Annotated in this window: 28 protein-coding genes and 3 tRNA genes; 8 read left to right on the top strand and 23 right to left on the bottom strand. The window is 53.7% G+C overall.

What is annotated here, in order from left to right; all coding sequences use genetic code 11:
* Window positions 1-48 precede the first annotated feature (48 nt).
* Together GRPL_RS12260 and azuC are read right to left on the bottom strand one after the other, a co-directional pair.
* The gene (locus GRPL_RS12260) at window positions 49-300 is read right to left on the bottom strand and encodes a DUF2766 family protein (RefSeq protein ID WP_004864113.1); all 252 of its coding nucleotides are present in this window, start codon (window positions 298-300) and stop codon (window positions 49-51) included.
* 79 nt (window positions 301-379) lie between these two features.
* The gene (azuC, locus tag GRPL_RS27770; protein WP_015583995.1) at window positions 380-463 is read right to left on the bottom strand and encodes a stress response protein AzuC; all 84 of its coding nucleotides are present in this window, start codon (window positions 461-463) and stop codon (window positions 380-382) included.
* Window positions 464-670: 207 nt separating this feature from the next.
* Here azuC and GRPL_RS12265 point away from each other — a divergent pair, with 207 nt between their 5' ends.
* Window positions 671-2092: an MFS transporter gene (locus GRPL_RS12265; protein ID WP_032686898.1), complete on the top strand. Its 1422-nt coding sequence runs from the start codon at window positions 671-673 to the stop codon at window positions 2090-2092.
* A gap of 50 nt (window positions 2093-2142) precedes the next feature.
* Here the strand turns inward: GRPL_RS12265 and GRPL_RS12270 are convergent, their stop codons facing one another.
* The gene (locus GRPL_RS12270; protein WP_004864120.1) at window positions 2143-2781 is read right to left on the bottom strand and encodes an RpiB/LacA/LacB family sugar-phosphate isomerase; all 639 of its coding nucleotides are present in this window, start codon (window positions 2779-2781) and stop codon (window positions 2143-2145) included.
* Between the two features lie 435 nt (window positions 2782-3216).
* Between GRPL_RS12270 and ftnA the strand changes: the two genes are divergently transcribed.
* Window positions 3217-3714, top strand: coding sequence for a non-heme ferritin (gene ftnA, locus GRPL_RS12275; protein WP_004864122.1), 498 nt, complete (start codon window positions 3217-3219; stop codon window positions 3712-3714).
* A gap of 36 nt (window positions 3715-3750) precedes the next feature.
* On the opposite strand, the gene GRPL_RS12280 is transcribed toward ftnA, so the two are convergent.
* Complete coding sequence (locus tag GRPL_RS12280; protein WP_032686897.1) at window positions 3751-3990, bottom strand: YecH family metal-binding protein; 240 nt, start codon at window positions 3988-3990, stop codon at window positions 3751-3753.
* 194 nt (window positions 3991-4184) lie between these two features.
* On the opposite strand from GRPL_RS12280, the gene tyrP reads away from it, so the two are divergent.
* Entirely contained in the window at window positions 4185-5396 is a 1212-nt protein-coding gene (tyrP, locus tag GRPL_RS12285) for a tyrosine transporter TyrP (protein ID WP_032699331.1), read from the top strand.
* 25 nt (window positions 5397-5421) lie between these two features.
* On the opposite strand, the gene GRPL_RS12290 is transcribed toward tyrP, so the two are convergent.
* From GRPL_RS12290 to uvrY, 9 genes are all read right to left on the bottom strand, one after another.
* Entirely contained in the window at window positions 5422-6090 is a 669-nt protein-coding gene (locus GRPL_RS12290) for a YecA/YgfB family protein (protein WP_032687321.1), read from the bottom strand.
* 84 nt (window positions 6091-6174) lie between these two features.
* On the bottom strand, window positions 6175-6750 hold the full coding sequence (locus GRPL_RS12295; protein ID WP_032686895.1) for a DUF805 domain-containing protein: 576 nt from the start codon (window positions 6748-6750) through the stop codon (window positions 6175-6177).
* A 145-nt stretch (window positions 6751-6895) separates the two neighbouring features.
* Window positions 6896-7861, bottom strand: a complete 966-nt coding sequence (locus tag GRPL_RS12300; RefSeq protein WP_032699330.1) for a metallophosphoesterase — start codon at window positions 7859-7861, stop codon at window positions 6896-6898.
* 269 nt (window positions 7862-8130) lie between these two features.
* A tRNA-Leu gene (locus tag GRPL_RS12305) sits at window positions 8131-8216 on the bottom strand.
* A gap of 13 nt (window positions 8217-8229) precedes the next feature.
* A tRNA-Cys gene (locus tag GRPL_RS12310) sits at window positions 8230-8303 on the bottom strand.
* Window positions 8304-8342: 39 nt separating this feature from the next.
* A tRNA-Gly gene (locus tag GRPL_RS12315) sits at window positions 8343-8418 on the bottom strand.
* Window positions 8419-8569: 151 nt separating this feature from the next.
* The gene (gene pgsA / locus GRPL_RS12320) at window positions 8570-9118 is read right to left on the bottom strand and encodes a CDP-diacylglycerol--glycerol-3-phosphate 3-phosphatidyltransferase (RefSeq protein WP_004864143.1); all 549 of its coding nucleotides are present in this window, start codon (window positions 9116-9118) and stop codon (window positions 8570-8572) included.
* Between the two features lie 57 nt (window positions 9119-9175).
* Window positions 9176-11008 carry an excinuclease ABC subunit UvrC gene (gene uvrC, locus GRPL_RS12325; protein ID WP_004864146.1) on the bottom strand — a complete coding sequence of 611 codons (1833 nt, stop codon included), beginning with the start codon at window positions 11006-11008 and terminating at the stop codon, window positions 9176-9178.
* Window positions 11005-11661 (bottom strand): UvrY/SirA/GacA family response regulator transcription factor, encoded by a 657-nt coding sequence (gene uvrY / locus GRPL_RS12330; protein ID WP_032686893.1) that lies wholly within the window; start codon window positions 11659-11661, stop codon window positions 11005-11007. Before uvrY ends, uvrC begins: the two co-directional genes overlap by 4 nt.
* Before the next feature lie 464 nt (window positions 11662-12125).
* On the opposite strand from uvrY, the gene GRPL_RS12335 reads away from it, so the two are divergent.
* Window positions 12126-12350 carry a DUF2594 family protein gene (locus GRPL_RS12335; protein ID WP_004864152.1) on the top strand — a complete coding sequence of 75 codons (225 nt, stop codon included), beginning with the start codon at window positions 12126-12128 and terminating at the stop codon, window positions 12348-12350.
* 66 nt (window positions 12351-12416) lie between these two features.
* On the opposite strand, the gene sdiA is transcribed toward GRPL_RS12335, so the two are convergent.
* Window positions 12417-13139, bottom strand: a complete 723-nt coding sequence (gene sdiA, locus GRPL_RS12340; protein ID WP_032686892.1) for a quorum-sensing transcriptional regulator SdiA — start codon at window positions 13137-13139, stop codon at window positions 12417-12419.
* Window positions 13140-13284: 145 nt separating this feature from the next.
* Here sdiA and GRPL_RS12345 point away from each other — a divergent pair, with 145 nt between their 5' ends.
* Window positions 13285-14643: a CoA transferase gene (locus GRPL_RS12345; RefSeq protein WP_032699328.1), complete on the top strand. Its 1359-nt coding sequence runs from the start codon at window positions 13285-13287 to the stop codon at window positions 14641-14643.
* A 3-nt stretch (window positions 14644-14646) separates the two neighbouring features.
* On the opposite strand, the gene tcyN is transcribed toward GRPL_RS12345, so the two are convergent.
* The 4 genes from tcyN to tcyJ form a co-directional block, all read right to left on the bottom strand.
* On the bottom strand, window positions 14647-15399 hold the full coding sequence (tcyN, locus tag GRPL_RS12350) for an L-cystine ABC transporter ATP-binding protein TcyN (RefSeq protein ID WP_032695307.1): 753 nt from the start codon (window positions 15397-15399) through the stop codon (window positions 14647-14649).
* Window positions 15396-16064 (bottom strand): cystine ABC transporter permease, encoded by a 669-nt coding sequence (gene tcyL / locus GRPL_RS12355; protein WP_004864166.1) that lies wholly within the window; start codon window positions 16062-16064, stop codon window positions 15396-15398. The genes tcyN and tcyL overlap by 4 nt, the downstream gene beginning before the upstream one ends.
* A 15-nt stretch (window positions 16065-16079) precedes the next feature.
* Window positions 16080-17066, bottom strand: coding sequence for a D-cysteine desulfhydrase (dcyD, locus tag GRPL_RS12360; RefSeq protein ID WP_032699327.1), 987 nt, complete (start codon window positions 17064-17066; stop codon window positions 16080-16082).
* Window positions 17067-17160: 94 nt separating this feature from the next.
* The gene (tcyJ, locus tag GRPL_RS12365) at window positions 17161-17961 is read right to left on the bottom strand and encodes a cystine ABC transporter substrate-binding protein (RefSeq protein WP_004864171.1); all 801 of its coding nucleotides are present in this window, start codon (window positions 17959-17961) and stop codon (window positions 17161-17163) included.
* 200 nt (window positions 17962-18161) lie between these two features.
* Here tcyJ and amyA point away from each other — a divergent pair, with 200 nt between their 5' ends.
* The gene (gene amyA, locus GRPL_RS12370; RefSeq protein ID WP_032686884.1) at window positions 18162-19649 is read left to right on the top strand and encodes an alpha-amylase; all 1488 of its coding nucleotides are present in this window, start codon (window positions 18162-18164) and stop codon (window positions 19647-19649) included.
* A 46-nt stretch (window positions 19650-19695) separates the two neighbouring features.
* On the opposite strand, the gene yedD is transcribed toward amyA, so the two are convergent.
* On the bottom strand, window positions 19696-20112 hold the full coding sequence (gene yedD, locus GRPL_RS12375) for a lipoprotein YedD (protein ID WP_162180082.1): 417 nt from the start codon (window positions 20110-20112) through the stop codon (window positions 19696-19698).
* 463 nt (window positions 20113-20575) lie between these two features.
* Here yedD and rcsA point away from each other — a divergent pair, with 463 nt between their 5' ends.
* Window positions 20576-21199 (top strand): transcriptional regulator RcsA, encoded by a 624-nt coding sequence (gene rcsA / locus GRPL_RS12380; protein ID WP_032699325.1) that lies wholly within the window; start codon window positions 20576-20578, stop codon window positions 21197-21199.
* 54 nt (window positions 21200-21253) lie between these two features.
* On the opposite strand, the gene dsrB is transcribed toward rcsA, so the two are convergent.
* Window positions 21254-21442 carry a protein DsrB gene (dsrB, locus tag GRPL_RS12385; protein WP_004864183.1) on the bottom strand — a complete coding sequence of 63 codons (189 nt, stop codon included), beginning with the start codon at window positions 21440-21442 and terminating at the stop codon, window positions 21254-21256.
* A 185-nt stretch (window positions 21443-21627) separates the two neighbouring features.
* Here dsrB and yodD point away from each other — a divergent pair, with 185 nt between their 5' ends.
* The gene (gene yodD / locus GRPL_RS12390) at window positions 21628-21855 is read left to right on the top strand and encodes a YodD family peroxide/acid resistance protein (RefSeq protein WP_032686881.1); all 228 of its coding nucleotides are present in this window, start codon (window positions 21628-21630) and stop codon (window positions 21853-21855) included.
* Between the two features lie 289 nt (window positions 21856-22144).
* Here yodD and dgcQ read toward each other — a convergent pair whose 3' ends face one another.
* The 3 genes from dgcQ to GRPL_RS12400 all read right to left on the bottom strand — a co-directional run bounded on the left by dgcQ (window position 22145) and on the right by GRPL_RS12400 (window position 25093).
* Window positions 22145-23818 carry a cellulose biosynthesis regulator diguanylate cyclase DgcQ gene (gene dgcQ / locus GRPL_RS12395; RefSeq protein ID WP_032699323.1) on the bottom strand — a complete coding sequence of 558 codons (1674 nt, stop codon included), beginning with the start codon at window positions 23816-23818 and terminating at the stop codon, window positions 22145-22147.
* A 107-nt stretch (window positions 23819-23925) separates the two neighbouring features.
* A complete protein-coding gene (locus GRPL_RS0125715; protein WP_015583987.1) occupies window positions 23926-24105 on the bottom strand; it encodes a YodC family protein in 180 nt (59 codons plus the stop codon).
* Between the two features lie 76 nt (window positions 24106-24181).
* Window positions 24182-25093, bottom strand: coding sequence for a DUF808 domain-containing protein (locus tag GRPL_RS12400; RefSeq protein ID WP_032686879.1), 912 nt, complete (start codon window positions 25091-25093; stop codon window positions 24182-24184).
* Between the last annotated feature and the right edge of the window lie 139 nt (window positions 25094-25232).

Below are 25232 nucleotides of genomic sequence, written 5' to 3'. Positions count from 1 at the left end.
CGTCTGGTTCTCGCCCCGCCATCGACAACGATAGCGGGGCGAAACAACTTAGTGTGCTTCACCCTGCGGCGTAAACTTAAGCTCAATCAGCGCAATCGCTTTTTGAACCGCGCGCAGCGTCACCGGATCGGCCGAAGCCGGATGGCTGGCAAAATCGATGGCTTTCAGTTGGGTGGTCATTTTTTCGCGCACTTCAACAGGGGCGATGACATCAATGACGTCGAGAATCTGTTTGATAACCAACTGGCAGGCGACAACGTCAGAAACCAGTTCGTCTTGTTCGGTGAGATGTTGAGACATTTATTACTCCTTTTTCGAGGAGCGTAATAGTAACCTAAATCCCGAGAGATAAAAAAACCTGCCGCAGCAGGTTTTTTTATCAGAACATACCGGCAGGCGGTACATCTTTGAATGTTTTGCAGTACTGCTCGAACATGCTCTTCAGAATTTTGCGCAGTTTCATGAAGCGACTCCGGTTTTGTTATGCAGGTGTTACTGTTGATGGGCTTATAATATGACTTGCATCACATAAATCAATAAAAATATGCGGCAACTCACAATTTTTTCACAAAAATAATTTATAAATTAAACAAAAATGAGGGAAATCGCAGAGTTAAGAGCCTGCCGGTTTTTCCTGCGATCAGAACCTCACCAGCCGATGGCAGACACAATGAGTACAGATATCTCTTCACGAGAAGGCCGCGCCTTCTCCGCTCCCGCGCTGCTGGTTGCCGGGGCATTTTTCATGGAGTTTCTTGACGGGACGGTAATCGCTACCGCGCTGCCGGACATGGCAAAGGATTTTGGCATTGCGGCGGTTGACCTGAATATCGGTATCAGCGCCTACCTGATTACGCTGGCGGTATTGATCCCGGCCAGCGGATGGATTGCCGATCGCTTCGGCGCGCGTCAGATCTTCACGCTGGCGTTGGCCATTTTTACGCTGGCCTCAGTTTTTTGCGGCTTTGCCAGCAACGTGGACACCTTTGTCGCTATGCGTATCCTTCAGGGGATGGGTGGCGCGCTGATGGTGCCCGTCGGCCGTCTGGCGGTGCTGCGGACCACGCCAAAAGATCAGCTCATCAAAGCCATTGCCACATTGACATGGCCGGCGCTGGTGGCGCCGATCATCGGTCCACCGCTGGGTGGCTTTATTACCCGCTATGCCAGCTGGCACTGGATATTCTTTATTAATGTTCCTCTGGGATTGATAGCCATTGCGCTGTCGCTGCGTATTATTCCCGCTATCCGCGAAGAGGAGCGACGTCCCTTTGACCTTCCCGGCTTCTTTGCGACATCGGTTGCCATGGTGAGCCTGGTGAGCGCCATGGAGTTGCTTGGCGATACCCGGCCGCAAGGCTGGGCAACCCTGCTCCTGCTGGGGCTCGGTACAGGATGCATGCTGTTCGCTCTGCGCCATTTCCGCCGGGCAGAGTGGCCGATGGTGCGTCTGGATGCGCTACAGGTGCCCACCTTTCGGGTTACGATGTACGGAGGGTCGCTTTTCCGCGCTTCCATCAGCGCCGTTCCCTTTCTGTTGCCGCTGCTGTTTCAGGTCGGCTTTGGTATGGATCCTTTCCATTCCGGGCTGCTGGTGCTGGCGGTGTTTGTCGGCAACTTCACCATTAAACCCGCGACCACCCCGCTCATTCGTTGGCTCGGCTTCCGTCGGCTACTGTTGATAAACGGGGCGCTAAACGTCATCTCACTGCTCGCCTGTGCTTTTTTAACGCCGCAGACCCCGATCTGGCTCATTTGCATGATCCTGTACCTCGGCGGCGTATTCCGCTCGATTCAGTTTACCGGCGTGAGCACGCTTGCTTTTGCCGATGTTCCGCCCGCGCAGATGAGCTACGCCAATACGTTGTTCAGTACCGCGTCGCAGCTGGCCGTGGGTCTGGGGATCACGCTCGGCGCGATCGGCATTCGCATGGGTGAAAAAGCCAGTGAGTGGTTAAGCCTGACGGCAGTGCCGGGAATCAGCTTCCGGCTCTCCTTCGTCTTTATTGCCTTCATTTGTCTGGTGGGAATGGTGGATAGTTTGCGGTTGAGTAAAGATGCCGGCAGCAGCGTCTCGGAGAGAAAAAAATAAAAGTAAAAAGGCCAGCGGAAGCTGGCCTTATTGGAAAAAAAACCGAGGGCTTAGCCGACTATCTGGCGGACAAACGCTTCGATCTCTTTATCCTGGCAGTTCTCGAAGAAGCACTGCTGGAAACGCGGGCCGGAGACAGCCGTTTTGACCAGTTCCGGATCGATAGCGCGCAGAGTATCCAGATAGTTATCTTTCACCACGGCAGCTTTCACCGTATTCAGGATCCCGGCATTACGCACCTGCGGCTCCTTGCGTTCCGGCGGGTAACCTTCGCCATTGCGACCGGTGAAGGCTTTTTCAAAAATAAAGCGCACGTTCAGCTCGGCGCCCCAGCCAAAACCTTTGGCAAAAGGCAGGGACAGCGCATTACCGTTATTAATCTGCGCAAACAGGAAGGCATCAGCCGGATCAATACAGTAGCCGCACACCACGCCAGGGTGGATATTCAGCGACATCAGCGCTCCCTGCCCGGTACCGCAGCCGGTTACCACGAAATCAACCGCTTTCGAATTCAACAGAATGCTGGCCATAATGCCCAGATGAATATAGGTCAGATGATGATCGTGCTCATCGCTCATCCCGACGTTGTATACCGGGAACCCTTTTTCATCGGCAACGGCGTTTAGCTCGTTGAGGATGATGGCGTTTTTGCTGGCCTGGCTGTTTTCCATCATCAGTGCAATTTTCATGCTTTACTCTCCTGAATGCTGCGCGGGCGCTCCCGCGATAGTTCGTTAGCGTTATGATGGACTCTACTACTTAACAAACACACTTTCAAATTTTATGAAAAGTTGTTTTATAAATTACGTAGCGCTTCACATTTTTCGCCTTTGGCCTGCCGCCTCCCGGTGCCAGCCGCCACAGGTAGCGACGAAATCCGCTGCCTGGCAGCCCATCTTCCAGCCAACGCCAGACACCTTATTTCTGTTTTATATTTTGATAGTACGAACTGGCTAAAATATTAAACCGAAACCATTCTCATTACATATTAAATTGCCAATGCGTTTTATTCCCATTTTCATTTTTAATAAATAAGTTTTTTAATTTACTTTTTGCAAATAAATTAATAACAAATTATAGTGGCGACACCATTATGTTAAGTCTTTATTTTCGGAGCACACGCGATGCTGAAAACAGAAATGATCGATAAACTGAATGAGCAGATGAATCTTGAGCTTTATTCTTCTCTGCTTTATCAGCAAATGAGCGCATGGTGCAGCTACCACAGCTTTGAAGGCGCCGCCGCATTCCTCCGCCGTCATGCGCAGGAAGAGATGACCCATATGCAGCGCCTGTTTGATTATTTGACCGATACCGGCAGCCTGCCTTGCATCAACGCCATCTCCTCGCCGTTTGCCGAGTATGCATCGCTGGATGAGCTATTTCGCGTCACCTACGAACACGAACAGCTGATTACCCAGAAAATTAATGAGCTGGCCCACGCCGCCATGACCAATCAGGATTATCCGACGTTTAATTTCCTGCAGTGGTATGTGGCTGAACAGCATGAAGAAGAGAAATTATTTAAATCTGTTATTGATAAGCTGACCCTCGCCGGTAAAAGCGGCGAAGGCCTGTACTTTATTGATAAAGAGCTGGCGACGCTCGACACGCAGAATTAATTATCCCGGTGGCGAAGTTTCGGCTTCGCCACGAAATTAATGCTGGCAGATTTTACTCTCACGCGTATTAAACCCCGCCTCTACGGCAACAAACTTCCCCTTTTTCTGTAGAAACGCCACCAGCTCCGCCGCGCTTAAATTTTCTGCCGAGCAGGTATGAAAACGTGCATCTGCGCCGAAGCGCGCGATGATTGCCGCTTCAAGACTGGCCGTCGAGTAAGGTTCGCCCGAGGCGATCATCATCTGCAGCACTTCATGACCATGAATCGATTGCATAGCTCCTCCTGTAAAACGCCCAGAATAGCCCGGCGGACAGCAGCAAGCTTTGCGCCAGCGCAGCCTTCAGGCGGCCTTCGTGGAGTGTAAATATTTAATTACAACCACTGTAACCCTCATTTGACGAGAATGATAATTTCACATACTCTGCGCGACATATTTTATTGTTAATTCCTTCATGGATAGAGAGAAACGTGAAGAACCGCACTCTGGGTAGTATTTTAATCGTGGCCGGAACCACAATCGGCGCAGGGATGTTGGCAATGCCGCTGGCTTCCGCGGGCGTGGGTTTCGGCGTCACCTTCTGCTTACTGATCGCGCTGTGGGCGCTGATGTGCTACACCGCGTTATTACTGCTGGAGGTCTATCAGCACGTGCCCGCCGATATGGGACTCGGTTCGCTGGCGGCACGTTATCTCGGACGCTACGGGCAGTGGGTGACCGGCTTGTGCATGTTATTCCTGATGTATGCGCTGACCGCGGCCTACATCAGCGGCGCGGGCGAACTGCTGGCCTCTAGCCTCAATCAGTGGCTGGACTGGTCGCTTCCTCCTGCGGGCGGCGTGTTGCTGTTTACCGCCATTGGCGGCGCGGTAGTCTGCCTCGGCACATCGCTGGTTGATCTGTTTAACCGCTTCCTGTTTAGCGCCAAAATCATTTTTCTCGCCATTATGCTGGTGCTGCTGTTGCCACATATTCACCGGATCAATCTGCTGACGCTCCCGCTCCAGCAGGGCCTGGCGCTGTCGGCGATCCCGGTGATTTTTACCTCTTTCGGTTTCCACGGCAGCGTGCCGAGCATCGTCAGCTATCTCAACGGCGATATTCGTAAGCTGCGCCGGGTCTTTATCATCGGTAGCTTTATCCCGCTGGTGGCCTATATTTTCTGGCAGCTGGCGACGCTCGGCAGTATTGACTCACCGGCATTTACCGCGCTGCTGGCGCAAAATGCCGGCCTGAACGGGTTACTGGAAGCACTGCGCGAAGTCGTGGCGTCGCCGCACGTTGAACTGGCCGTGCATCTGTTCGCCGACCTCGCGCTGGCCACCTCGTTCCTTGGCGTGGCGCTTGGGCTGTTTGATTATCTGGCCGATCTGTTCCAGCGCAAAAACAGCCCCGGCGGTCGTCTGCAAAGCGGAGCAATCACCTTCCTCCCGCCGCTGGCGTTTGCCCTGTTTTATCCGCGCGGCTTCGTGATGGCGCTGGGCTATGCCGGCGTCGCGCTGGCGGTGCTGGCGCTCATGCTGCCCTCGCTGCTGGTGATGAAGAGTCGGAAACAGCACCCTGACGCTCCCTGGCGGGTCGCAGGGGGAACACCGGCGCTGTGGCTGGTGTTGCTATGCGGTATCGCGATTGTCGCTATTCAGTTTTGCATCGTCGCGGGTCTGCTCCCGGCGGTAGGATAAAAAAAGGGGCCATCAGGCCCCTTTTTTATTTCGCTAAGCAACACTGCTTATATTTTTTACCGCTGCCACAGGGACAGGGATCGTTACGCCCGACCTTGACTTCATTGCGGATCGGTTGCTGCACGATCTCCGGCTCAGCATGCTCAGTCCAGTATTGGTACAACGAGAGCGCTGCCGGGCGGATATGGTCTACACTGGCGATAAACTCATCGACAGAGAGCGCCTCAACCGCCGTAAACTGCGCTTCCGTGCCGTGTAAAGCAATGCTGTCCAGCGCCGACTGCGGCTCTTCCGGCAGAGCAGGCCAGTTTCCGAGAGCGACGCCGCGCATATAGCCGAAGCACCACTCCTCAACAATCGTCAGCTCCTGACCTTCCTCTTCGCGGGTCCCAAACAGCGGTTCAAACTGATCGGGATACTCGTCCAGACGCTCGGCAATGTCGCTCATGTGCTGCAGAGTTAGGTTAACAAAATGGTCACGCTCGCGGTCGTTCGCCCAGCGCGGCACATTGTCCGCTCCGCCCCAGATTGCCAGCAGCCACTGAGCCGGTTCAATCTCTTTCGGGCCGGAGAGAATGGCCGTCAGCAGGCCGTCAAGCTCTGAGACATCAAGGATGGCGCCCTCGGTGGCGTATTTCGACAGGATATCGTCCAGCCATTCAAGTTCGCTTTCGTTCAGGGGTCCGGTTTTCATAAACAGGCTCGTCGTGGTAGAAAATGGCGCATACAGTAGCGGAAATGCCAGGAGAAAACCACCCGGCAGCGTACTCAGCAAGCGTTAAATGTCTTTAATGATGCTGGCGCGCATCGTTTCGTATTCGCTCTCGGTAATGGTTCCGTCATCGAACATTTTTTTCGCCTGCGCAAGGCGTTCCCGCACATCATCGGCGGAAGAGAGCGGCGCGCTCTGCCGGGCAGCTAGCGGGCTGTATTCACTCTCTTGCTGAATGTCGCCATAGCGGTTGACGCCATCGGTGCCGCGGGCAAACAGCAGCCAGACAGACAACGCCAGCGCCGCCATGCCTCCCGCCGCCGCGATCCATACCCACACGGCCGCCTCACCGTTATCAACGGTGGCGATAATGCCGATAAAGCCAACCAGCAGAACAGCATAGGGTGATAGCAGCCACCAGCCTGATTTGTTCAAATCATGCAGACGGCGCACCGCAACCGCGATACCGGGGATAATGATGATCAGGCCAAACAGGCCGCCCACGATTGGAATCAACCCCAGTACGGCCGAAAGCACAAAGTTGGCGACGGTAAAAACCACATACTCCTTGCGCGCCGAACGCCCGCGAAAGGTGGCATATTTGCGGAAGCAATCACCGTAGCTTTCAAGCAATGTAGCCATAAGATCCCTCATTTAAATTGTTTTTATTGCCATAACGGCGTTCCGTTCCCAAAGGATAATAGTCCGGCGAACCGGAACGCTATTTTACCGCACTTTGGCCATGCCGCGCCTGAGAAAAATGGGGGGGAAACGCTGAATACCGGCGCTAGCCGGCAGGGTGGCGGCAGGAGGCATTGGGCTTGCAGACAAAGGTTCCCGTTACCGCGCGTCGCGGGCCGGGTTCCTGAATCCAGGCGTAAAGCGGGTTATCGGCTTTCGCCGCGTTGTAATCGACGCAGACAACACGCTCGCTCAAGGAGTGAGGTTCGCCGGATAACGTGTAGTGACCGATCACCACCGGGACATCTGTGGTGCCAGGAACGGTCTGCTCCAGAGGAATATCCGGGATCCGGCTGACCATCTCCACCTGAACCTGGGCTATCTGGCGATAGGTTTTCGCATCATCTCGCCACCAGCGCACACGAATATGGCGGCGCTCGACGCCGGTCTTATCCACGAAACTAAAGCCCGCGGGGAGTTTCAGTTCCGGTCCTTTAAGCACGGTCTCGATCATCCGGAACAGAGGATGCTGTTTATCAAAAGCGGCGACCCAGCTTTCGGGTTTCAATCGATTCTGTTCATCCAGCCACGGCCGTAGCCGGGCAATTGTCTCATCTTCCCAGCAGGCATGTACCGCCCGAATATCGCCATAATCAACAAACAGCGGCAGGGTTTTAAACCAGTCGATCCAGAAATTATGCCGCGGAGTGTCTTCGACAACATCGGCCAGAAACGCCTGATGCTGACGTCGATTATTCGGTGAATGCGGCCGCAGGGGCTGAGCGCTCTGCGGATGGCGCATTGACCAGCCAACGGCATTAAATTCATGATTGCCCATCAGGCATATCGCCCGCCGCGATTCCACTTCCGCCCTCACCCGCTCCAGTACCGCCAGGTGGTCGATCGGCGCCCCAGGCTGATTATCAATCAGATCGCCGACAAAGATCAGTAAACGCTCATCCCGTTGGTACAGAGCATCAAGATGATCCAGCAAAGCGGAGAGCTTATGGTACTGACCGTGGATATCGCCGATGAAGATTCTATGCCTCTCCGGCAGGCCAGAATGCAGCATATGAACACCTTTTCGAGGAACAGAGATGTTGATGATATCAGTTTCAACGGCCGGCCTGGCGGGATTTCGCCCGGCGTAGAATTACCCCGTCATGACATGAAATGGCCCGGTATGGCAGGATAATTGCGGTCGCTCCGTCAGGCGGTGGACCGTGTGACAAAAAGATATAATGCCGCGAGATCATGAAAGGGGGGATTTCAGAAATGAAAAAACCACCCGTAGGTGGTTTCACGACACTGCTTATCATTGATTTTATTCAATAATCCCAATGGTACCCGGAACGAGACTTGAACTCGTACAGCCTATGGCCGAGGGATTTTAAATCCCTTGTGTCTACCGATTCCACCATCCGGGCTCGGGATGTAAATTGGAGGCGCGTTCCGGAGTCGAACCGGACTAGACGGATTTGCAATCCGCTACATAACCGCTTTGCTAACGCGCCTTAATACTTAAACACCCGCATCTGCCGATGTTTTTAATCTGGAGCGGGAAACGAGACTCGAACTCGCGACCCCGACCTTGGCAAGGTCGTGCTCTACCAACTGAGCTATTCCCGCATCATCAAGCAAATTTGCTAATCACTTGATTTTGTTATCGTCTGGCAAGCTGTGCTGCCGTTCGATGCGTTGCATTCTACTTACCTGGCGAAATGAGTCAACGATATTTTTTAAATCCTTGTGTCGTTTGCTGAAATTTGCGGCGAAACGATCACTGATCAAGCAAATCTCCGCGCGCGGCGTTCAGATACTGCAGCATAGACCACAGCGTCAGCACCGCTGCCACGAGGAACAGGGCGATGCCGGCCCACTCTACCCAGGCGTTTGGTCGCCACAGCATCCACACCAGTGCCGTCATCTGCGCGGTTGTTTTCACTTTGCCGATCCAGGAGACCGCCACGCTGCTGCGTTTACCCAGTTCGGCCATCCACTCACGCAGCGCAGAAATAATAATTTCACGGGCAATCATGGTCGCGGCCGGCAGGGTTACCCACCAGGTGTGATAGTGCTCAACCACCAGCACCATCGCAATCGCCACCATCACTTTATCGGCCACCGGGTCAAGAAAAGCGCCGAAACGGGTGCTCTGATTCCAGCGGCGGGCCAGATAACCATCAAACCAGTCGGTAACGGCAGCGACAAAAAAGATCAGGGCGCAGGCAAAAGGGGCCCAGACGAAAGGCAGATAAAACGCCAGCACAAAGAACGGTATCAGGATGACGCGAAACAGAGTAAGCAATGTAGGGATATTAAATTGCATAGTGACAGGTAACTATCTGTTAGAAGTAAAAATTAGCCCTATGTTGCTACAGAGCCCCTAATGTTTCAACGAGTAGAAGATCTTTTCTGCCAGACCGTGAGATATACCCGGTACTTTGGCTATCTCCTCGACGCTGGCTTGCTGTAACCCTTGCAATCCGCCCATATACTTCAGCAGCATCTGGCGGCGTTTCGGCCCTACCCCTTCGATAGTCTCCAGTGAACTGGTGCTTTTCACTTTTGCCCGCTTTTTACGATGCCCGGCAATGGCATGATCGTGGGATTCATCGCGAATATGCTGAATAACGTGCAGCGCAGGCGAATCAGGCGGCAGGTTAAACCCCTCACCTTCTGGTTCGAAGAATAACGTTTCCAGCCCGGCTTTACGATCGCTGCCTTTCGCCACCCCCAATAAGAGAGGATGCTGTTTGTCCCAGGGCACATCCAGCCCGGCAAAGACGCTTTTCGCCTGCCCAAGCTGCCCTTTACCGCCGTCGATCAGGATAACGTCAGGAATCTTGTTCTCTTCTATTGCCTTACCGTAGCGGCGACGCAGAACCTGGTTCATCGCCGCATAATCATCGCCCGGCGTAATGCCGGTAATATTGTAGCGTCGATACTCGGCGCGCAGCGGCCCGTTACTGTCGAACACTACGCAGGAAGCCACCGTCTGTTCACCCATAGTATGGCTGATATCAAAGCATTCCATACGTTTAACGGCCGGCAGTTTAAGTACGGTAGCCAGGGCCTGAAGACGTTGATGGATCGTCGACTGTTGGGAAAGCTTCGTGGTCAGGGCCGTGGCCGCATTGGTACGCGCCAGCTTGAGATAGCGGGCGCGGTCGCCGCGTGGTTTCGTCTGAACATTCACCCGACGCCCCGCCAGTTCGGAGAGGGAATCCGCCAGCAAGGTTTTATCGCCAAGATTAAAATCGAGCAGAATCTCTCCCGGCAGAGTACGCATCTGGCTGCCCTGCAGATAGAACTGACCGACGAACGTCTCCACCACTTCGCCGAGCTCAGTACCGCCTGGCACTTTCGGAAAATAGCTGCGACTACCGAGGACCTTGCCCTGACGAATAAACAGAACGTGGACGCAGGCCATACCCGCATCAAAGGCGACGCCGATAACGTCGAGGTCATCCCCGGTATTCGAGACGAACTGTTTCTCGGTCACCCGGCGTACGGCCTGAATCTGATCGCGAATGCGCGCCGCTTCCTCAAACTCCAGCGCCTGGCTGGCCTTCTCCATCCGGGCAATGAGTTGCGTCAGCACCTGATCATCTTTACCCGCGAGGAAAAGACGCACATATTCAACCTGCTGCGCGTACTCCTCTTCGCTCACCAGGCCTGAGACACAGGGCCCAAGGCAGCGGCCAATCTGATACTGCAGGCACGGACGCGACCGGTTACGGTACACGCTGTTCTCGCACTGACGCACAGGGAAAATTTTTTGTAGCAGTGCAAGCGTCTCGCGAACCGCATAACCATTCGGGAAAGGACCGAAATACTCGCCCCTGGCGTGTTTCGCACCGCGGTGCATTGCCAGGCGTGGATGGGTATCGCCGCTCAGGAAAATGAAGGGGTAGGATTTGTCGTCGCGCAGCAGCACGTTATAGCGTGGCTGATACAGCTTGATGTAGTTGTGCTCCAGCAGCAACGCTTCCGTTTCCGTATGGGTTACGGTCACGTCGATTTGCGCAATCAGTGCCACCAGCGCTTCGGTTTTACGCGAAGCCAGGTTGCTCCGAAAATAGCTGCTCAGCCTTTTTTTCAGATCTTTTGCTTTGCCAACATAGATGACGGTACCGCCAGCATCATACATGCGATAGACGCCCGGCTGGCTGGTTACCGTTTTCAGGAAAGCTTTTGCGTCAAAAACATCACTCACTGACTTGCTAACGACTCCGCATTGCACAAACCATGACGAATGGCCAGGTGGGTCAACTCGACGTCACCGTGGATGTTTAATTTACTGAACATCCGGTAGCGATAGCTGTTCACGGTTTTGGGACTCAGATTTAACTGCTCTGAGATCTCATTCACCTTCTGACCCCTGGTGATCATCAGCATAATCTGCAATTCGCGTTCAGACAAACTGGCAAAAGGCGATTCTGTCTTTTCCGGCTCAATCTGGCTAAGCGCCATTTGCTGGGCGATATCGGAAGCAATATAACGTTGGCCGGATGCCACGCAGCGAATGGCATTCACCACTTCCTGCGGCGCAGCACCTTTACTCAGATAGCCTGCGGCACCCGCCTGCATGACTTTTGCCGGCAGCGGATTTTCGGTATGCACGGTGAGCATAATCACTTTGGTATCGACAATGGAACGCGCAATCTTGCGCGTGGCTTCCAGGCCACCAATTCCAGGCATGTTCATGTCCATCAGAACAACATCAACGGAATTGGCGCGACACCATTTCACAGCATCCTCGCCGCAGCAGGACTCACCGACAACTTTAATCCCTTTTATATCTTCCAGAATGCGTCGTATCCCTGCGCGCACTAGCTCGTGGTCATCAACAAGAAGGACGTTGATCAAAGGAATAATCTCCAGAATTAGGGATAACGCTACGGATAGCTTATCTCATACATATTACCGGGTTTTCTCGTCACTTTAAAAGCCAAAAAAATGCCCTACGGAAAGTTTCTTCCCTGGATATGTCAATTTGTCTGCACAGTAAGTGGAAACTTATAGATAACAGTAAGTTGTATTACGCTTCATTTTTAACATTTGCCCTACAAAAACACCGGCATGGCGCCGCGATAGCGCATTGCTAAATAGGAAACAAAATATGTAACAATAATTAACGATGAAAACACACCAGCGCAAAATTAACCTGCGACGCGCGTGCAGAGTACGTATTATTCAGGCAATTAATGCACCTACACCTCTGATGAGAGAACACAAATTACGCGCTCCTTTTTTTCCCGTCGCTTGTGGTATACTGCGCCGCCTTAACATTTAGTATTGCGCAAAAGCGCCGATAGCAAACGAGGATATCGATGAGCACTCCAGATTTTTCCACTGCAGAAAATAATCAAGAACTGGCGCAGGAAGTGACCTGCCTGAAAACGCTGCTGACGCTGATGCTCCAGGCAATGGGCCAGGCGGATGCGGGTCGGGTGATTATTAAAATGGAAAAACAGATCACGCAGATGGAAGATGAGGCTCAGGCTGCCGTATTCTCCAGCACCGTTAAGCAAATTAAACAAGCTTACCGCCAGTAACAGTCAACCGGCTGTGAGTTCAGCACAGCCGGTCCCCACGTCTGACACGCAGAACACCCTACCTGCTCAAATTAAACCGGTCGCCACCGCGTAACAGGCGATTTGCGTTTTATTTGGCGCATTGAATTTTCGTTGCATATTTTTTTGATGGAAATTAACGGTATTTTCTGAGATAGAGAGAATAATCGCCACTTCAGCCGATGTTTTTCCCTCCGCCGTCCATTTCAATATTTCCAGTTCACGGCGACTAAACTTCATTTCCGGCGGCATGACCATCGCATCTTCCAGCCGCAGTAACGTCAGCAGGCTCAGCTCGGTCAGCGTTCTTAAGCGCATCTCCTGCTCGTCTTCATGAAACGGCCCTGCGCTACGGCTGCGGCCGGAAACGGACAGAAATCCCTGAGCATGATTAGGCAAGGTCAGACACTGGGTAACCCCCTTGTTCAGCCCATGATCTCGTGCACCATCCCACAATTCCGGCGTATCACGAAAGAGTCTGTCATCCCACGGCAGATGGCCACGGAGAAAGTTTTCGGGACGCAATACCGGATCGATAGCAAAATAATTCTCAGCCTGGTAGTGTGTCATCCACGCCTGCGGGTAGGTCGATTGCAGCGTAATCCTGGGCCGGGTAAAAGGCACGGGGTGGCGTACGCAAAGCGCAAAATAGTCATATTCCAGCCCTTCCGTTTGTTGTTGCAGGAGATTATAAACTTCCCCTCCCGTGGTGATTGACTGAAATTGTTGCAGCATTTCCCGCCGCCAGCTGAAAAAATCAATGTCCCTCATAACCGACCAAATAACTCCTGAGTAATAATCATTATTAGAAATACAGAAAACTAACACATAAATCTTATTTATATGTATAAAATATCGTATGCATCGCACTTATTAGACCATGACTGGCGCTCCTCACCCGTTACAGGAGAAAAGTATGTCGGATCCTTTATCGCTAAACACGATATATTCCCGGCTATGGCAGGCCTTTAGTTCCCACCCGGCCCCGGAAGTCGAATTTACCCAGGCGGGGGCGCTGCATTCCTGCTTTGCCGTCACCGATTTTGCCTCCGCGTCTATCGCCGTCGCCGGCGCTCAGCTGGCACAACTCTCAGGTAATCCCTCGCCGCTCCGGGTCGACCGGCGCCTCGCTTCTTACTGGTTTAATCATAGCCTGTATCCTGTAAACCGGCCGCCCCAGTCGCTGTGGGATCCCCTGGCCGGCGACTACCCGACTCAGGAAGGCTGGATCCGTTTGCATACCAACGCAGCCCACCACCGCCGGGCCATGGCACGTGTTTTAGGTGAACACGACTCCCGGGCTTCTCTGGCATCAGCGGTTCGCCTGTGGCAGGCTGAAGCGCTTGAACAAGCGGTCGTCGAAGCAGGCGGTTGTGCGGCGGCAATGCGCAGCGCCCGACAATGGCAGGCGCACCCGCAGGGCGTGGCGGTCAGTCAGGAACCGCTGCTCATCGAAACACCTTTACCGCCTGGATCCCCCGTCGACTGGCGTTTGGCTCGCAGCAGACCGCTGCTTGGCATTCGGGTACTCGATCTGACGCGGATTATTGCCGGACCGGTGGCCACCCGTCTGCTCGCCGGCCTCGGAGCGCAGGTGCTGCGGATCGATCCGCCAGACTGGTGTGAGCCGACGCTCGCCGAGGAAATCACGCTCGGCAAGCGCTGCGCACGACTGAATATTAAAACAGCGATCGATAAGCAACGTTTAATAGATTTGCTCTGTCAGGCTGATGTTATCGTACACGGCTACCGTGCCGATGCGCTGGACACCCTGGGATTAGATAGTGAGACGCGGGCTCGACTCAGACCAGGGCTGGTCGATGTGTCGCTGAATGCCTGGGGATGGAGCGGTCCATGGCGCAACCGCCGCGGTTTTGACAGTCTGGTGCAGATGGCCTGCGGGATTGCCACAGCCGGTCAACGGTGGCGGCAGGCGGATAAACCGGTGCCTCTGCCGGTTCAGGCCCTGGATCATGCTACCGGTTACTTAATGGCTGCCGCGGTACTCAAAGGTCTTTATCGCCGCGCGACCTGCGGCGAGGGTTATCGCGCTCGCCTGTCGCTGGCTCGGGTGGCGGCATGCTTAATGCAGTATCCCACGCCAGACAGCCCCCTCTCTTTTCGTGAACCGCAACGGGGCGATTTCCAGCCGGCGCTGGAGTGGTCAGCTTTCGGCCTGGGCGAACGTCTGCGCTTTCCGTTACAGCTGGCGGGAACACCGGTGGTCTGGTCGCGGCCGTCCTCGCCGCTGGGGACGGCCGCCGCGAGCTGGTAAAAATTACTGCATCAGAAATTTTTCAAGGAACTGGCGGGTGCGCGGCTGCTGCGGGTTGGCAAACAGCGCTTTCGCTTCGCCCTGTTCGACGATACGCCCCTGGTCCATAAAAATCGCGCGGTCCGCGACATCGCGGGCAAAGCTCATTTCATGAGTCACGATGACCATCGTGCGCTTCTCCTGCGCCAGCTGGCGAATGGTGTTCAGCACCTCGCCAACCAGCTCAGGATCGAGAGCCGACGTCGGCTCATCAAACAAAATCACATCCGGGCGCATCGCCAGCGCACGCGCGATAGCCACACGCTGCTGCTGACCGCCGGACAGACGACGAGGATAGCTGTTTTCTTTACCGCTCAGCCCCACTTTCGCCAGCAGTTCCCGGGCGCGAACAATGGATTCGTTTTTATCCTCACCCTTGACGATAACCGGCCCTTCAATGATGTTTTCCAGTACCGTACGATGCGGGAACAGGTTGAAACTCTGGAACACGAACCCCACATGCTGGCGCAGGCGGCGAATCAACCCTTTTTGCTGGCTGAAACTGCGCGTGGTATCAATGGTCACATCGCCCACCCGGATGGTCCCGCTTTCCGGCTGTTCCAGCAGATTAATACTGCGCAGCAGCGTCGTTTTACCGGACCCGCTGGGGCCGATGATCGCCACCACTTCCCCCTCCTGGACATTGAGGTCGATACCGTGCAGTACCGTCTGACCGTGAAATTTTTTCACCAGGTTTTTGACTTCAATGGCACTCATTTTGGATCACGCTCCTGGCGATTCAGCTGGTTTTCAAAATAGTTCTGCAATGAGGACAGCACCGTCGCCATCACCCAGTAAATCAGCGATGCGGCCAGATACATGGTGAACACCTCCAGGGTGCGCGAGGTGATCAGCTGCGCCTGACGGAACAGTTCCGGAACCTGAATGGTGGCCGCCAACGAGGTATCTTTTACCAGGCTGATAAAACTGTTGGAGAGCGGCGGCAGCGCCACGCGCGCAGCCTGCGGCAAAATCGCCCGGCGCAGAGTTTGCCACGGCGTCATACCGATACTGGCCGCCGCTTCCCACTGCCCTTTGTCAATCGAGGCAATCGCCGCACGCAGCGTTTCCGCCGCGTAGGCCGCGGTGTTAAGCGACAGACCAATCATCGCCGCCGGGATCGGGTCAAGCTCAATACCAAACTGCGGCAGACCGTAATAGATCATAAACAGCTGGGCAATCAGCGGGGTACCGCGGAAGATGGAGATATACATTCTCGCCAGCCATTTCACCGGCCACAGAGGCGACATCCGCATCAAAGCGAGGATAAAGCCCAGCACCAGGCCAAAGAACATACCGCCGATGCTCAGCTGTAACGTAAACACCGCGCCTTTCAGCAGATAAGGCGCGGAATCGATAACCAGTTGGATACTCTCTTGCATTCTGTATGTTCTGCTTTAGATATGGGGATGATAGGCAAACAGCGCCGGCGCTCCACCCGTGTGGATAAATAAAATCGGCCCTTCATCCTTAAAGCGCTTCTGATTAATGCCGTCAATCAACCCGGCCATCGCTTTGCCGGTATAAACCGGATCCAACAGAATGCCTTCCAGCTGCGCCAGCAGCTTCACGGCTTCCATTCCTTCGTCGTTCGGCGTGCCATATCCCGGCGCAAAATAGTCATCCCACAGCTTAATCTCCGCATTGGCCTGGAGCTCCAGGCTGTTCGCCACCGCCTGCTGAAGCGCGACGACTTTCGGCAACTGATCCGCCACCTTGCGTGATACGGTAATGCCAATCAGCTCAGCCCCAGGCATCAGCTGTTCCAGTCCTACGGCCAGCCCGGCATGGGTACCCGCGCTCCCGGAGGCGACCACCACGGAAGAGAGTTCGACGGCGCCTTCGCACTGCTGGGCGATTTCGAGGGCACTTTCGACATAGCCCAGCGCGCCAAGCGCATTGGAGCCCCCCACCGGAATGACGTAGGGCCGATAGCCCTGCGCTTCAATGCGGGTTGCCAGCTCTTCCAGCTGAACATCGGGTTGGGTCAGCGCATCGCACATCTCAACCTGGGTATTAAACAGATCCAGCAGCAGGCGGTTACCGTTGGTCAAGTAGTTCTCGGCGCGAGTGCCGATAGGGTTTTCCAGCAGCGCCACACAGTGCAGACCCAGTTTCGCGGCCACCGCCGCCGTTTGACGAACGTGGTTCGACTGAATCGCGCCGGCGGTGATTAACGTATCCGCGCCTTCACGCAGCGCATCTGCCGCCAGAAACTCCAGCTTACGCAGCTTATTGCCGCCCATCGCCAGCGGGGTCACGTCGTCACGTTTAATAAAAATCTCGCGGCCCAGATGATCGGACAAGCGCGGTAGATATTCCAGCGGCGTCGGCGCGCCAATCAATTCCAGGCGCGGGAAGCGCGTTAAATTTTGCAGTGACATGGTACCTCCTGACTGAGTTATCTTTATTATGCACACACTGGCGTACGAAATAAAAAAAGGCGCTATCAATAGCGCCTTTTTTCACCGCCAGCCGTTACATCGTCACGTCGGCGCCAAACCATTTTTCCGACAGCGCTTTCAGGCTGCCATCTTTCTGCATATCAGCAATAGCGCCATCAACCGCTTTCAACAGGTCTTCGTTGCCTTTACGCAGCGCCACGCCAGACTCCTGACGGGAGAACGCTTCGCCGGTCACCGCCAGGGTATTGCCGGTTTTCTTCACCAGATCCAGCGCCGCCAGGCGATCGACCAGAATCGCGTCAATACGACCCACGCGCAGATCCTGGTATTTAGTCGGGTCATCATCATAGGTACGAATATCTACGCCCTGGACGTTCTGGCGCAGCCACTCTTCGTAGTTGGTGCCCAGACCGACGCCGACTTTTTTGCCTTTCAGGTCAGCCGCGGTTTTGATAATGCCTTCGTTGCCTTTTTTCACCAGCGCCTGAATACCCGACACCGTATAGGGGGTAGAGAAGTCATACTTTTGCTTGCGCTGATCGGAAATGGTGACCTGGTTAATCACCACGTCAATACGTTTGGAGTCGAGGGAAGCCAGCATGCCATCCCATTTGGTCGGTTTCAGATCGGCCTTCACGCCCAGATGTTTCGCCAGCTCATTAGCAAAATCAACCTCGAAACCGGTCAGCTTACCGTCGTCGCCCTGATAGCTGAACGGCGGATAGGTCCCTTCCAGGCCTACGCGCAGCGTCCCGCGCTCTTTAATCTGCCCCAGCAGATTTTCCGCAGCAAACGATTTTGCGCTGACGCCGGCCATTAAAACTACAGCCATCGCGCCCATCAGCGCCTGACGACCCAGAAGTGCTAATTTCATAGATGCCCCTGATAAGTGATATTTTCCAGTAGTGTAAGGCGTTTAGTTTCGCTCACCAACACCTATACGCTACATCTTATTCCGAAACATTATATACGCAGCGATTTAAGACATAGCGAAAAGAGAACCAAAATTCATCGGATTTGCTGGAGATATCTCATACTGCAAAGGTCAGCTTGATGACGTCTGGAGCATGGAAGATGAAAAACCCCACGTTACTACAGTGCTTTCACTGGTATTACCCCGCCGGCGGCGAGTTGTGGCGCGAGGTCGAAGCCCTGGCCCCGAACCTGAATGAAATTGGCATTAACATGATTTGGCTACCGCCGGCTTACAAAGGCGCGTCCGGCGGTTACTCCGTCGGCTACGACAGCTACGATCTGTTTGATCTCGGTGAGTTCGACCAAAAAGGCTCGATTGCCACGAAATATGGCGATAAAGCCCAGCTCCTTGCCGCCATTGCGGCCCTTCACCAGCACGATATCGCGGTGCTGCTTGACGTGGTGGTCAACCACAAGATGGGCGCAGATGAGAAAGAGCAAATTCGCGTGCAGCGCGTCGATGAGCAGGACCGGACGCAAATCGCTGAAGAGATTATCGAATGCGAGGCCTGGACACGCTACACCTTCCCCGTCCGGGGCGGGCAGTATTCTCAGTTTATCTGGGACTACAAATGTTTCAGCGGCATCGATCACATCGAGAATCCCGACGAGGACGGCGTTTTTAAAATTGTTAACGATTATACCGGCGAAGGCTGGAGCGATCAGGTCGATGATGAAATGGGTAATTTCGATTACCTGATGGGCGAGAATATTGATTTCCGCAATCATGCGGTCGCCGAAGAGCTGAAGTACTGGGCCCGCTGGGTTATGGAGCAAACCGGCTGCGACGGTTTCCGTCTCGATGCGGTTAAACATATTCCCGCGTGGTTTTATAAAGCGTGGATCGACCATGTGCAGGAAGTGGCGACAAAACCGCTGTTTATCGTGGCTGAGTACTGGTCGCATGAAGTTGATAAGCTCCAGCAATATATCGAGCGCGTCGACGGTAAAACGATGCTGTTTGACGCCCCTTTGCAGATGAAGTTTCACGAGGCGTCACGCCAGGGGCGCGACTACGATATGAGCCAGATTTTTAGCGGCACGCTGGTTGAAAGCGACCCGTTTCATGCCGTTACGCTGGTGACCAACCATGACACTCAGCCCTTGCAGGCGCTGGAGGCCCCCGTCGAACCGTGGTTCAAACCGCTGGCCTATGCGCTCATTCTGCTGCGCGAAAACGGCGTTCCCTCGGTTTTTTATGCCGACCTCTTCGGCGCCAGCTATGAAGATACCGGTGGTGATGGCCAGACCTATGCCATTGAGATGCCGGTGATTGAACAGTTGCATGAACTTATTGACGCCCGCCAGCGTTTTGCTCACGGCGTCCAGACGCTGTGGTTCGATCATCCCAACTGTATTGCGTTCAGCCGCAGCGGCACCGATGAAGATCCGGGATGCGTTGTTGTATTGTCTAACGGCGATGAGGGAGAAAAGCTGCTGACGCTGGGTGCCAACTATGGCAATAAGCGCTGGAAGGATTTTCTGGGCAATCGTCAAGAGGTGGTGGAAACCGACGACGAAGGCTGCGCCACCTTTACCTGCAACGGCGGAAGCGTCAGCGTTTGGGTCATTGAGGAGGTGCTGTAGTCGTTGGAAGCACGCGGGCTGAACGTCGCCTCAGCCCGCAGCGGCATTAGTTCACGCTTTTCCCTGCCGCGGCTTTTTTCCACGCCTGCTCGCACTCGGCGGTCAGGCGGTCAACGCGAGTCAGGGTCATGCGATCGTATTGCAGCGTGTTACCTGAACGCTCAACAGGATAAACATCAAGTCTGGAGGTGACGTTATAGACCTGCTCATCACGCAGCATTAATTTACCCGGCGTGGCGATGACGCGCTGCCACTGGCGACAATCGAGGGTATCGCCATTTTTCGTCACAATCAGGCTGGCAATCGCGTCCGGGCTCATCATTTCGCTCTGCGGGCCTTTTGACTGCCAGTATCCCTCTAACCCGGCGGGCGCTGGCGCTTTGACGACGGTATCGTAATTATCAACCTGGACACATCCCGCCAGCATCAACAGCGCACCGGCAATCACTAACTTTTTCATCATCCATCCCACAAACCGATAAAAAAGTATTGTGGCATTAAAGCGTTAAGCCCGCCACCCCTCCCACTGACCCGCGTCAAACTGGCCAACATGACCCTACGTAAAACGCCACCGTCGCCCTCGGAAAAAAATGCCGCCGCATTATTAATTAATAACGATAATGAAGCAGTGATGACAAAATGCTGGCTATTTACGCAATCAACATAAGGAAAATCCTAAAAATATTTATTATTTGGGGCCCACGCTCTCCGGGAAAGCGGCAATTTTGCTTTTAATTCCCTCACATAACCCGGACCGCACATTACTTTGGGAGTATTCCTGGCAAATTATGGGCAATATTACGGAATAGTTTAGACTCTCTGATGGTTCCTGTGCTGAACCGGGTTTTTATTACCCACTTAAATGGATTTCATCGCACTTGTCGGCGAGGGATAAATTGTCGTTACGTGTTGATTGAGGATGGGTCATGTCAACGATTATCATGGATTTGTGTAGCTATACCCGGCTGGGATTGTCCGGGTATCTGACAAGCCGGGGAATAAAAAAGCGCGACATTAGTGAAGTACATTCTGCGGAATGCCTGAAAGAAGCCTGTGAATTCATGCATCCGGCAGTGGTATTTATCAATGAAGATTGCTTTATTCATCATCCGGACAGCAATCAGCTTATCCGGCATATCATTAACCAGCACCCTGGGACGTTATTTGTTATCTTCATGTCGTTAGCTAACATTCATTTTGATCACTATCTGCTGGTGCGCAAGAATTTACTTATTAGTTCCAAATCGCTGACACCAAAAGACCTTGATGAAATTCTGGGTAATCGTCTTAAATACGATAATTACAGCAGCGCCCGCATCAATATACCGACACTTTCGCTAAGTCGTACCGAATCGAATATGTTGCAGATGTGGATGGCGGGCTATGGTACGGCGCAGATTTCAAGCCAAATGAACATCAAGGCGAAGACGGTTTCGTCGCATAAAGGAAATATTAAAAAGAAAATTCAGACTCACAATAAACAGGTGATTTACCATATCGTGCGCCTGGCGGAAAACATTACCAGCGGAATACACGTTAACCTGCGCTGAACCATGCGCAGGCAAAACTGGCGGTGCTCTCCGCCAGTTCAGATGCCTCACGAACTAATCTTCTCTCTCAACAAAGATCCCGTCCGGATGCCCTGCTTCGTTAAAAAACCAGATCCCCAGCGGGTAGTCTTCCAGCGAAACCAGATACATTGTCCCTTCACTAAACGACTCTATTGCCAGAACTACACCCGATCGACGTGGGCCACCGTCGGTCTTCACCGTGACACGATCGTTCACCTGCATAACTTATCTCCTCTATTTTTGAGCCAGTGTAGAACAAAACTGCCCGCTGTGCAGCGCCCTGCCCGGTGAGTGGCGTTTTTATAGACCATCCGCCATTGCGGCTGCCCCTGATGCTGCGCCGACCATCCTCTGATTTTATGCCTATACTTAAACAGGCACGATCTGAGCCAAGCGAGGTAGCCATGATGAAAACCGCCAAAGGTAGTGGATATGAGGGAAGTCGCGGGGTGAATGTCGATGTAGATGCCCTGCTGGCGGCGATTAATGAAATCAGCGAGAGCGAGATACGGCGTTCGCGGGACGATCCGCATCACGTCAGCGTTGATGGCCGCGACTATCACACCTGGTGCGAACTAGCGGAAGCGTTTGAACTCGATATTCATGACTTTAGCGTCACGGAGATCAACCGCTAGGTACAGGTGAAAAAAATCCCGACTCGCAGGAGTCGGGATGAAACTTGCTAATGCAAGAAGCACTTGAAAATTCGTTACACCGGGATATCCGTTGCGGGAAAACATTATCCTCAATTATTTTGCATGACAAGAGCTATTCATGAAGAAAATAATTGAGAAATGGGATGAACTTTCTGTCACTCACCCAGGATGCTGATGGCGCAAGGGTTTATTGCGTTCTTTTTTCCCCGATCGCTCACTGACCCCGGGTGTTTTTTTAAGATAAATCTCATTTCCCAAAAGCGACGCACTACAGCAAATCGGCAAAGCAGACCTGGTTGCGTCCATTTTGTTTGGCGAGGTAGAGCCGGTGATCGGCCGTTGACTGCAGGTTTTCAAAATTAAACCCGGCAGAATCATCGCTGCTGCTCACCCCCAGTGAAGCACTGATCCGCAAACTGGTGTCGTTGCAGAGGAGAATTTCACGGCTGTAAATGCGGATGCGGATACGTTCGGCGATGGCTGTCGCCATCTGTAAGGTGGTGTCAGGCATCACAACACAAAACTCTTCACCGCCGACACGTCCAGCCAGATCGCCTTCACGGATGTTGCTGGCAATGGTACTGGCAACCAGCGACAGCACGCGGTCACCCGCCTGGTGTCCATGCTGGTCATTCACCTTCTTAAAGTAATCGAGATCGAGCTGGATCACCGAGATCGGCCGACCTGTCCGCTCGCACATTCTGGTGGTGGCAATCGCCCTTTCAAATAAGGCGCCGCGATTCAACAGGCGGGTTAACGCGTCATGCCAGGCCTGCCACTCCAGCGACTTTTGCAGAACACTCATGTTGCGCACCATCCGCAAAATCACCTGCCAGGAGATGAGCAGCATCAGCGTAAAGAGTAGCCACATCAGCGTCAGCGCGATAGTAATGGTCCCGAAAGCACCGCGCACGCCTTCCTGGAGCGTATGGATTCTCAGCAGCATGCCATCAAAGTTGTTTAATTTCTGCCAGCTGATATAGCGCGTTAATAAGCGAATCCCCCCCTGGTTTTCATGCAAAAACGCGTAGCTAAGCATTGCCCGTTCACGGGCAGACAACAGGCTCAATACATTCCCCGACGCTGAGGAAGCTATCAGGTTCAACCGACTGTCATACAGCTGGTATTCCCCCTCCTGGCCTCCCTTAATGGCGCTGACCAGAAACGCTTTCATCTCTCGCACCGAAAAATCCATCGACAGCACGCCGAGCCAGTCATGTCGGAAATCAAGGGGAATAGAGGCCGTCACCACCGAATCATCGTTTTGCGCGCGCTCATCGAAAACGGTCTGCCAGATAACCCCGCGATCGGGATTGTTCCGCTGCGATTGCCGGATAAACCACGAGGCGGCGATCGCATGGGTATAGAGCGTCTGGGCCTGTACCGCACTCTTTGGCAATTCGGTGCTGGTAAAAAAACCGCTGCGCGAAATGTACAGCATGCGTTCGTTAAAGCCACGATTATCGTTGACCAGACGCAGGAGATACCCCAGCTCCAGAACCGCCATCAGCTCATTACCAGTCAGGGCATCGTTACGCGAGAGCGCGCTCTGACTGTCGACAAAGTCATCGGAGACGCCATACACCGGGAGAGTACGCCGGTTATGTAACGCCACGGACCAGATAGGTTCATGGCGTTTGCTCATGTATTCCTGCTCTGCATGACGCAAAATCTCAAAATCCAGCGGCGTTTCAAGCGCCGACTGCATCCCGTTGCGGAAAAACACCATTCTGTCGATGTTGAACAGCAGCAGACTGTCCATTTCATGGGCGACGTTTTCAAGATTGTTGCGCTGGTTGGTAACGTAGGCCCCTTCCAACACCATCACTTCGCGCCAGATCAGGAGCGTAGAAACAAAAAGTACTGCGACAAAACAATAATTAACCACATGTCCCGGGCTAGAAACGCGGCGAAGTTTTCTTACCCACTGTGGTTTATCCATTGTTCTCTCGCAGTACCATCAAAGCAACAAACGTCATCAACGCTCCCTGTTGGTTAAATAAGCAGTATAACGACAAAGCGCCCGGCTTTTGCCGGGCGCTACAGGAGTCAGGCACTCTTCTGTCGCTGCCCTTCCCCACGAACTAACTCATCTTCACGGAACGCCTCGCGTTTAACGACATAACCGTCATACCAACGACATTCGACCATTCCGCTGGCGAAGCCCGTCACAACCATGCGCGGCCCTCCGCTCTTTCGCCTCACTTCATCACTGACCAACAATACCATTTTTTAGTCCGTCATCTGGGAGAAACTGTTTCACCATAGACGAAGCTGAGCGATTTTGCATAATCAGCGGCAGATTTTACTCCGCCGTAGCGCGAAACCCGGTGATAACCTTCACGCCAGCCAGCACCACCGCGCCGACGATAAAGCCTAGCACCAGGTTGACGCCGGTCGGCAGCAGTGAGGCAATGAGAGCGGACTGCTCCCCTGCCCAATGTTCAACCGCATGATGAAGGGGCGCGATGCCGTGTACGATAATGCCGCCGCCGACCAGAAACATCGCCAGTGTCCCGACGATGGAGAGAAGCTTCATCAGGCGCGGCGCAACCGCCAGTAACCCGTTACCGACCCAGCGCGCCAGCGCGCTGCTCTTCTTCACCAGCCAGTAGCCCATATCATCCAGCTTCACGATAATCCCGACCAGGCCGTACACGCCAACGGTCACCAGGATCGCAATCCCGGAGAGAATCAGAATCTGATTGAGCAGCGGCGCATCGGCCACGATACCCAGCGTAATGGCCACGATTTCAGCGGACAGAATAAAGTCTGTGCGTATCGCCCCTTTCACTTTATCACGTTCAAATGCCAGCGGATCTTGCTGCGCCAGCGCCTCCAGACGCTGCTGACGGGCCTGCGGATCTTCCTTGTGTTTGCGCGCCTGCAGGCTGTGCAGCACTTTCTCAACGCCTTCATAGCACAGGAATGCGCCGCCCAGCATCAGCAATGGCGTAATCGCCCAGGGAATAAACGCGCTGATCAGTAAGGCCAACGGCACTAAAATCACTTTATTGACGAACGATCCCTTTGCAACGCCCCAGACAACGGGGAGCTCACGATTGGCCCTAACGCCCGTCACCTGCTGGGCATTAAGAGAGAGATCGTCTCCCAGCACGCCGGCCGTTTTTTTCGCTGCCAGTTTCCCCATCATGGAAATATCGTCCAGCAAGGTGGCGATATCATCCAACAGCGTTAAAAGACTACTTCCTGCCAAAATTGTATTCCTTCATTTATTGAGGGTTAATCCCCAGGCGCTCCGGCTGCAACCTGAACGCTTAGCGGCCATGTCCGCATAAGTATGAGGTAAAAGTGCTTTTTCGCCCAGAGGTGCACAGAGTCAATATAAATTTAAC

It is taken from the genome of Klebsiella planticola ATCC 33531 (assembly GCF_000735435.1).
GTDB lineage: Bacteria > Pseudomonadota > Gammaproteobacteria > Enterobacterales > Enterobacteriaceae > Klebsiella > Klebsiella planticola.
Note: the sequence above shows the minus strand (reverse complement) of the source record. Positions and strands in the feature narration are given on the sequence as shown.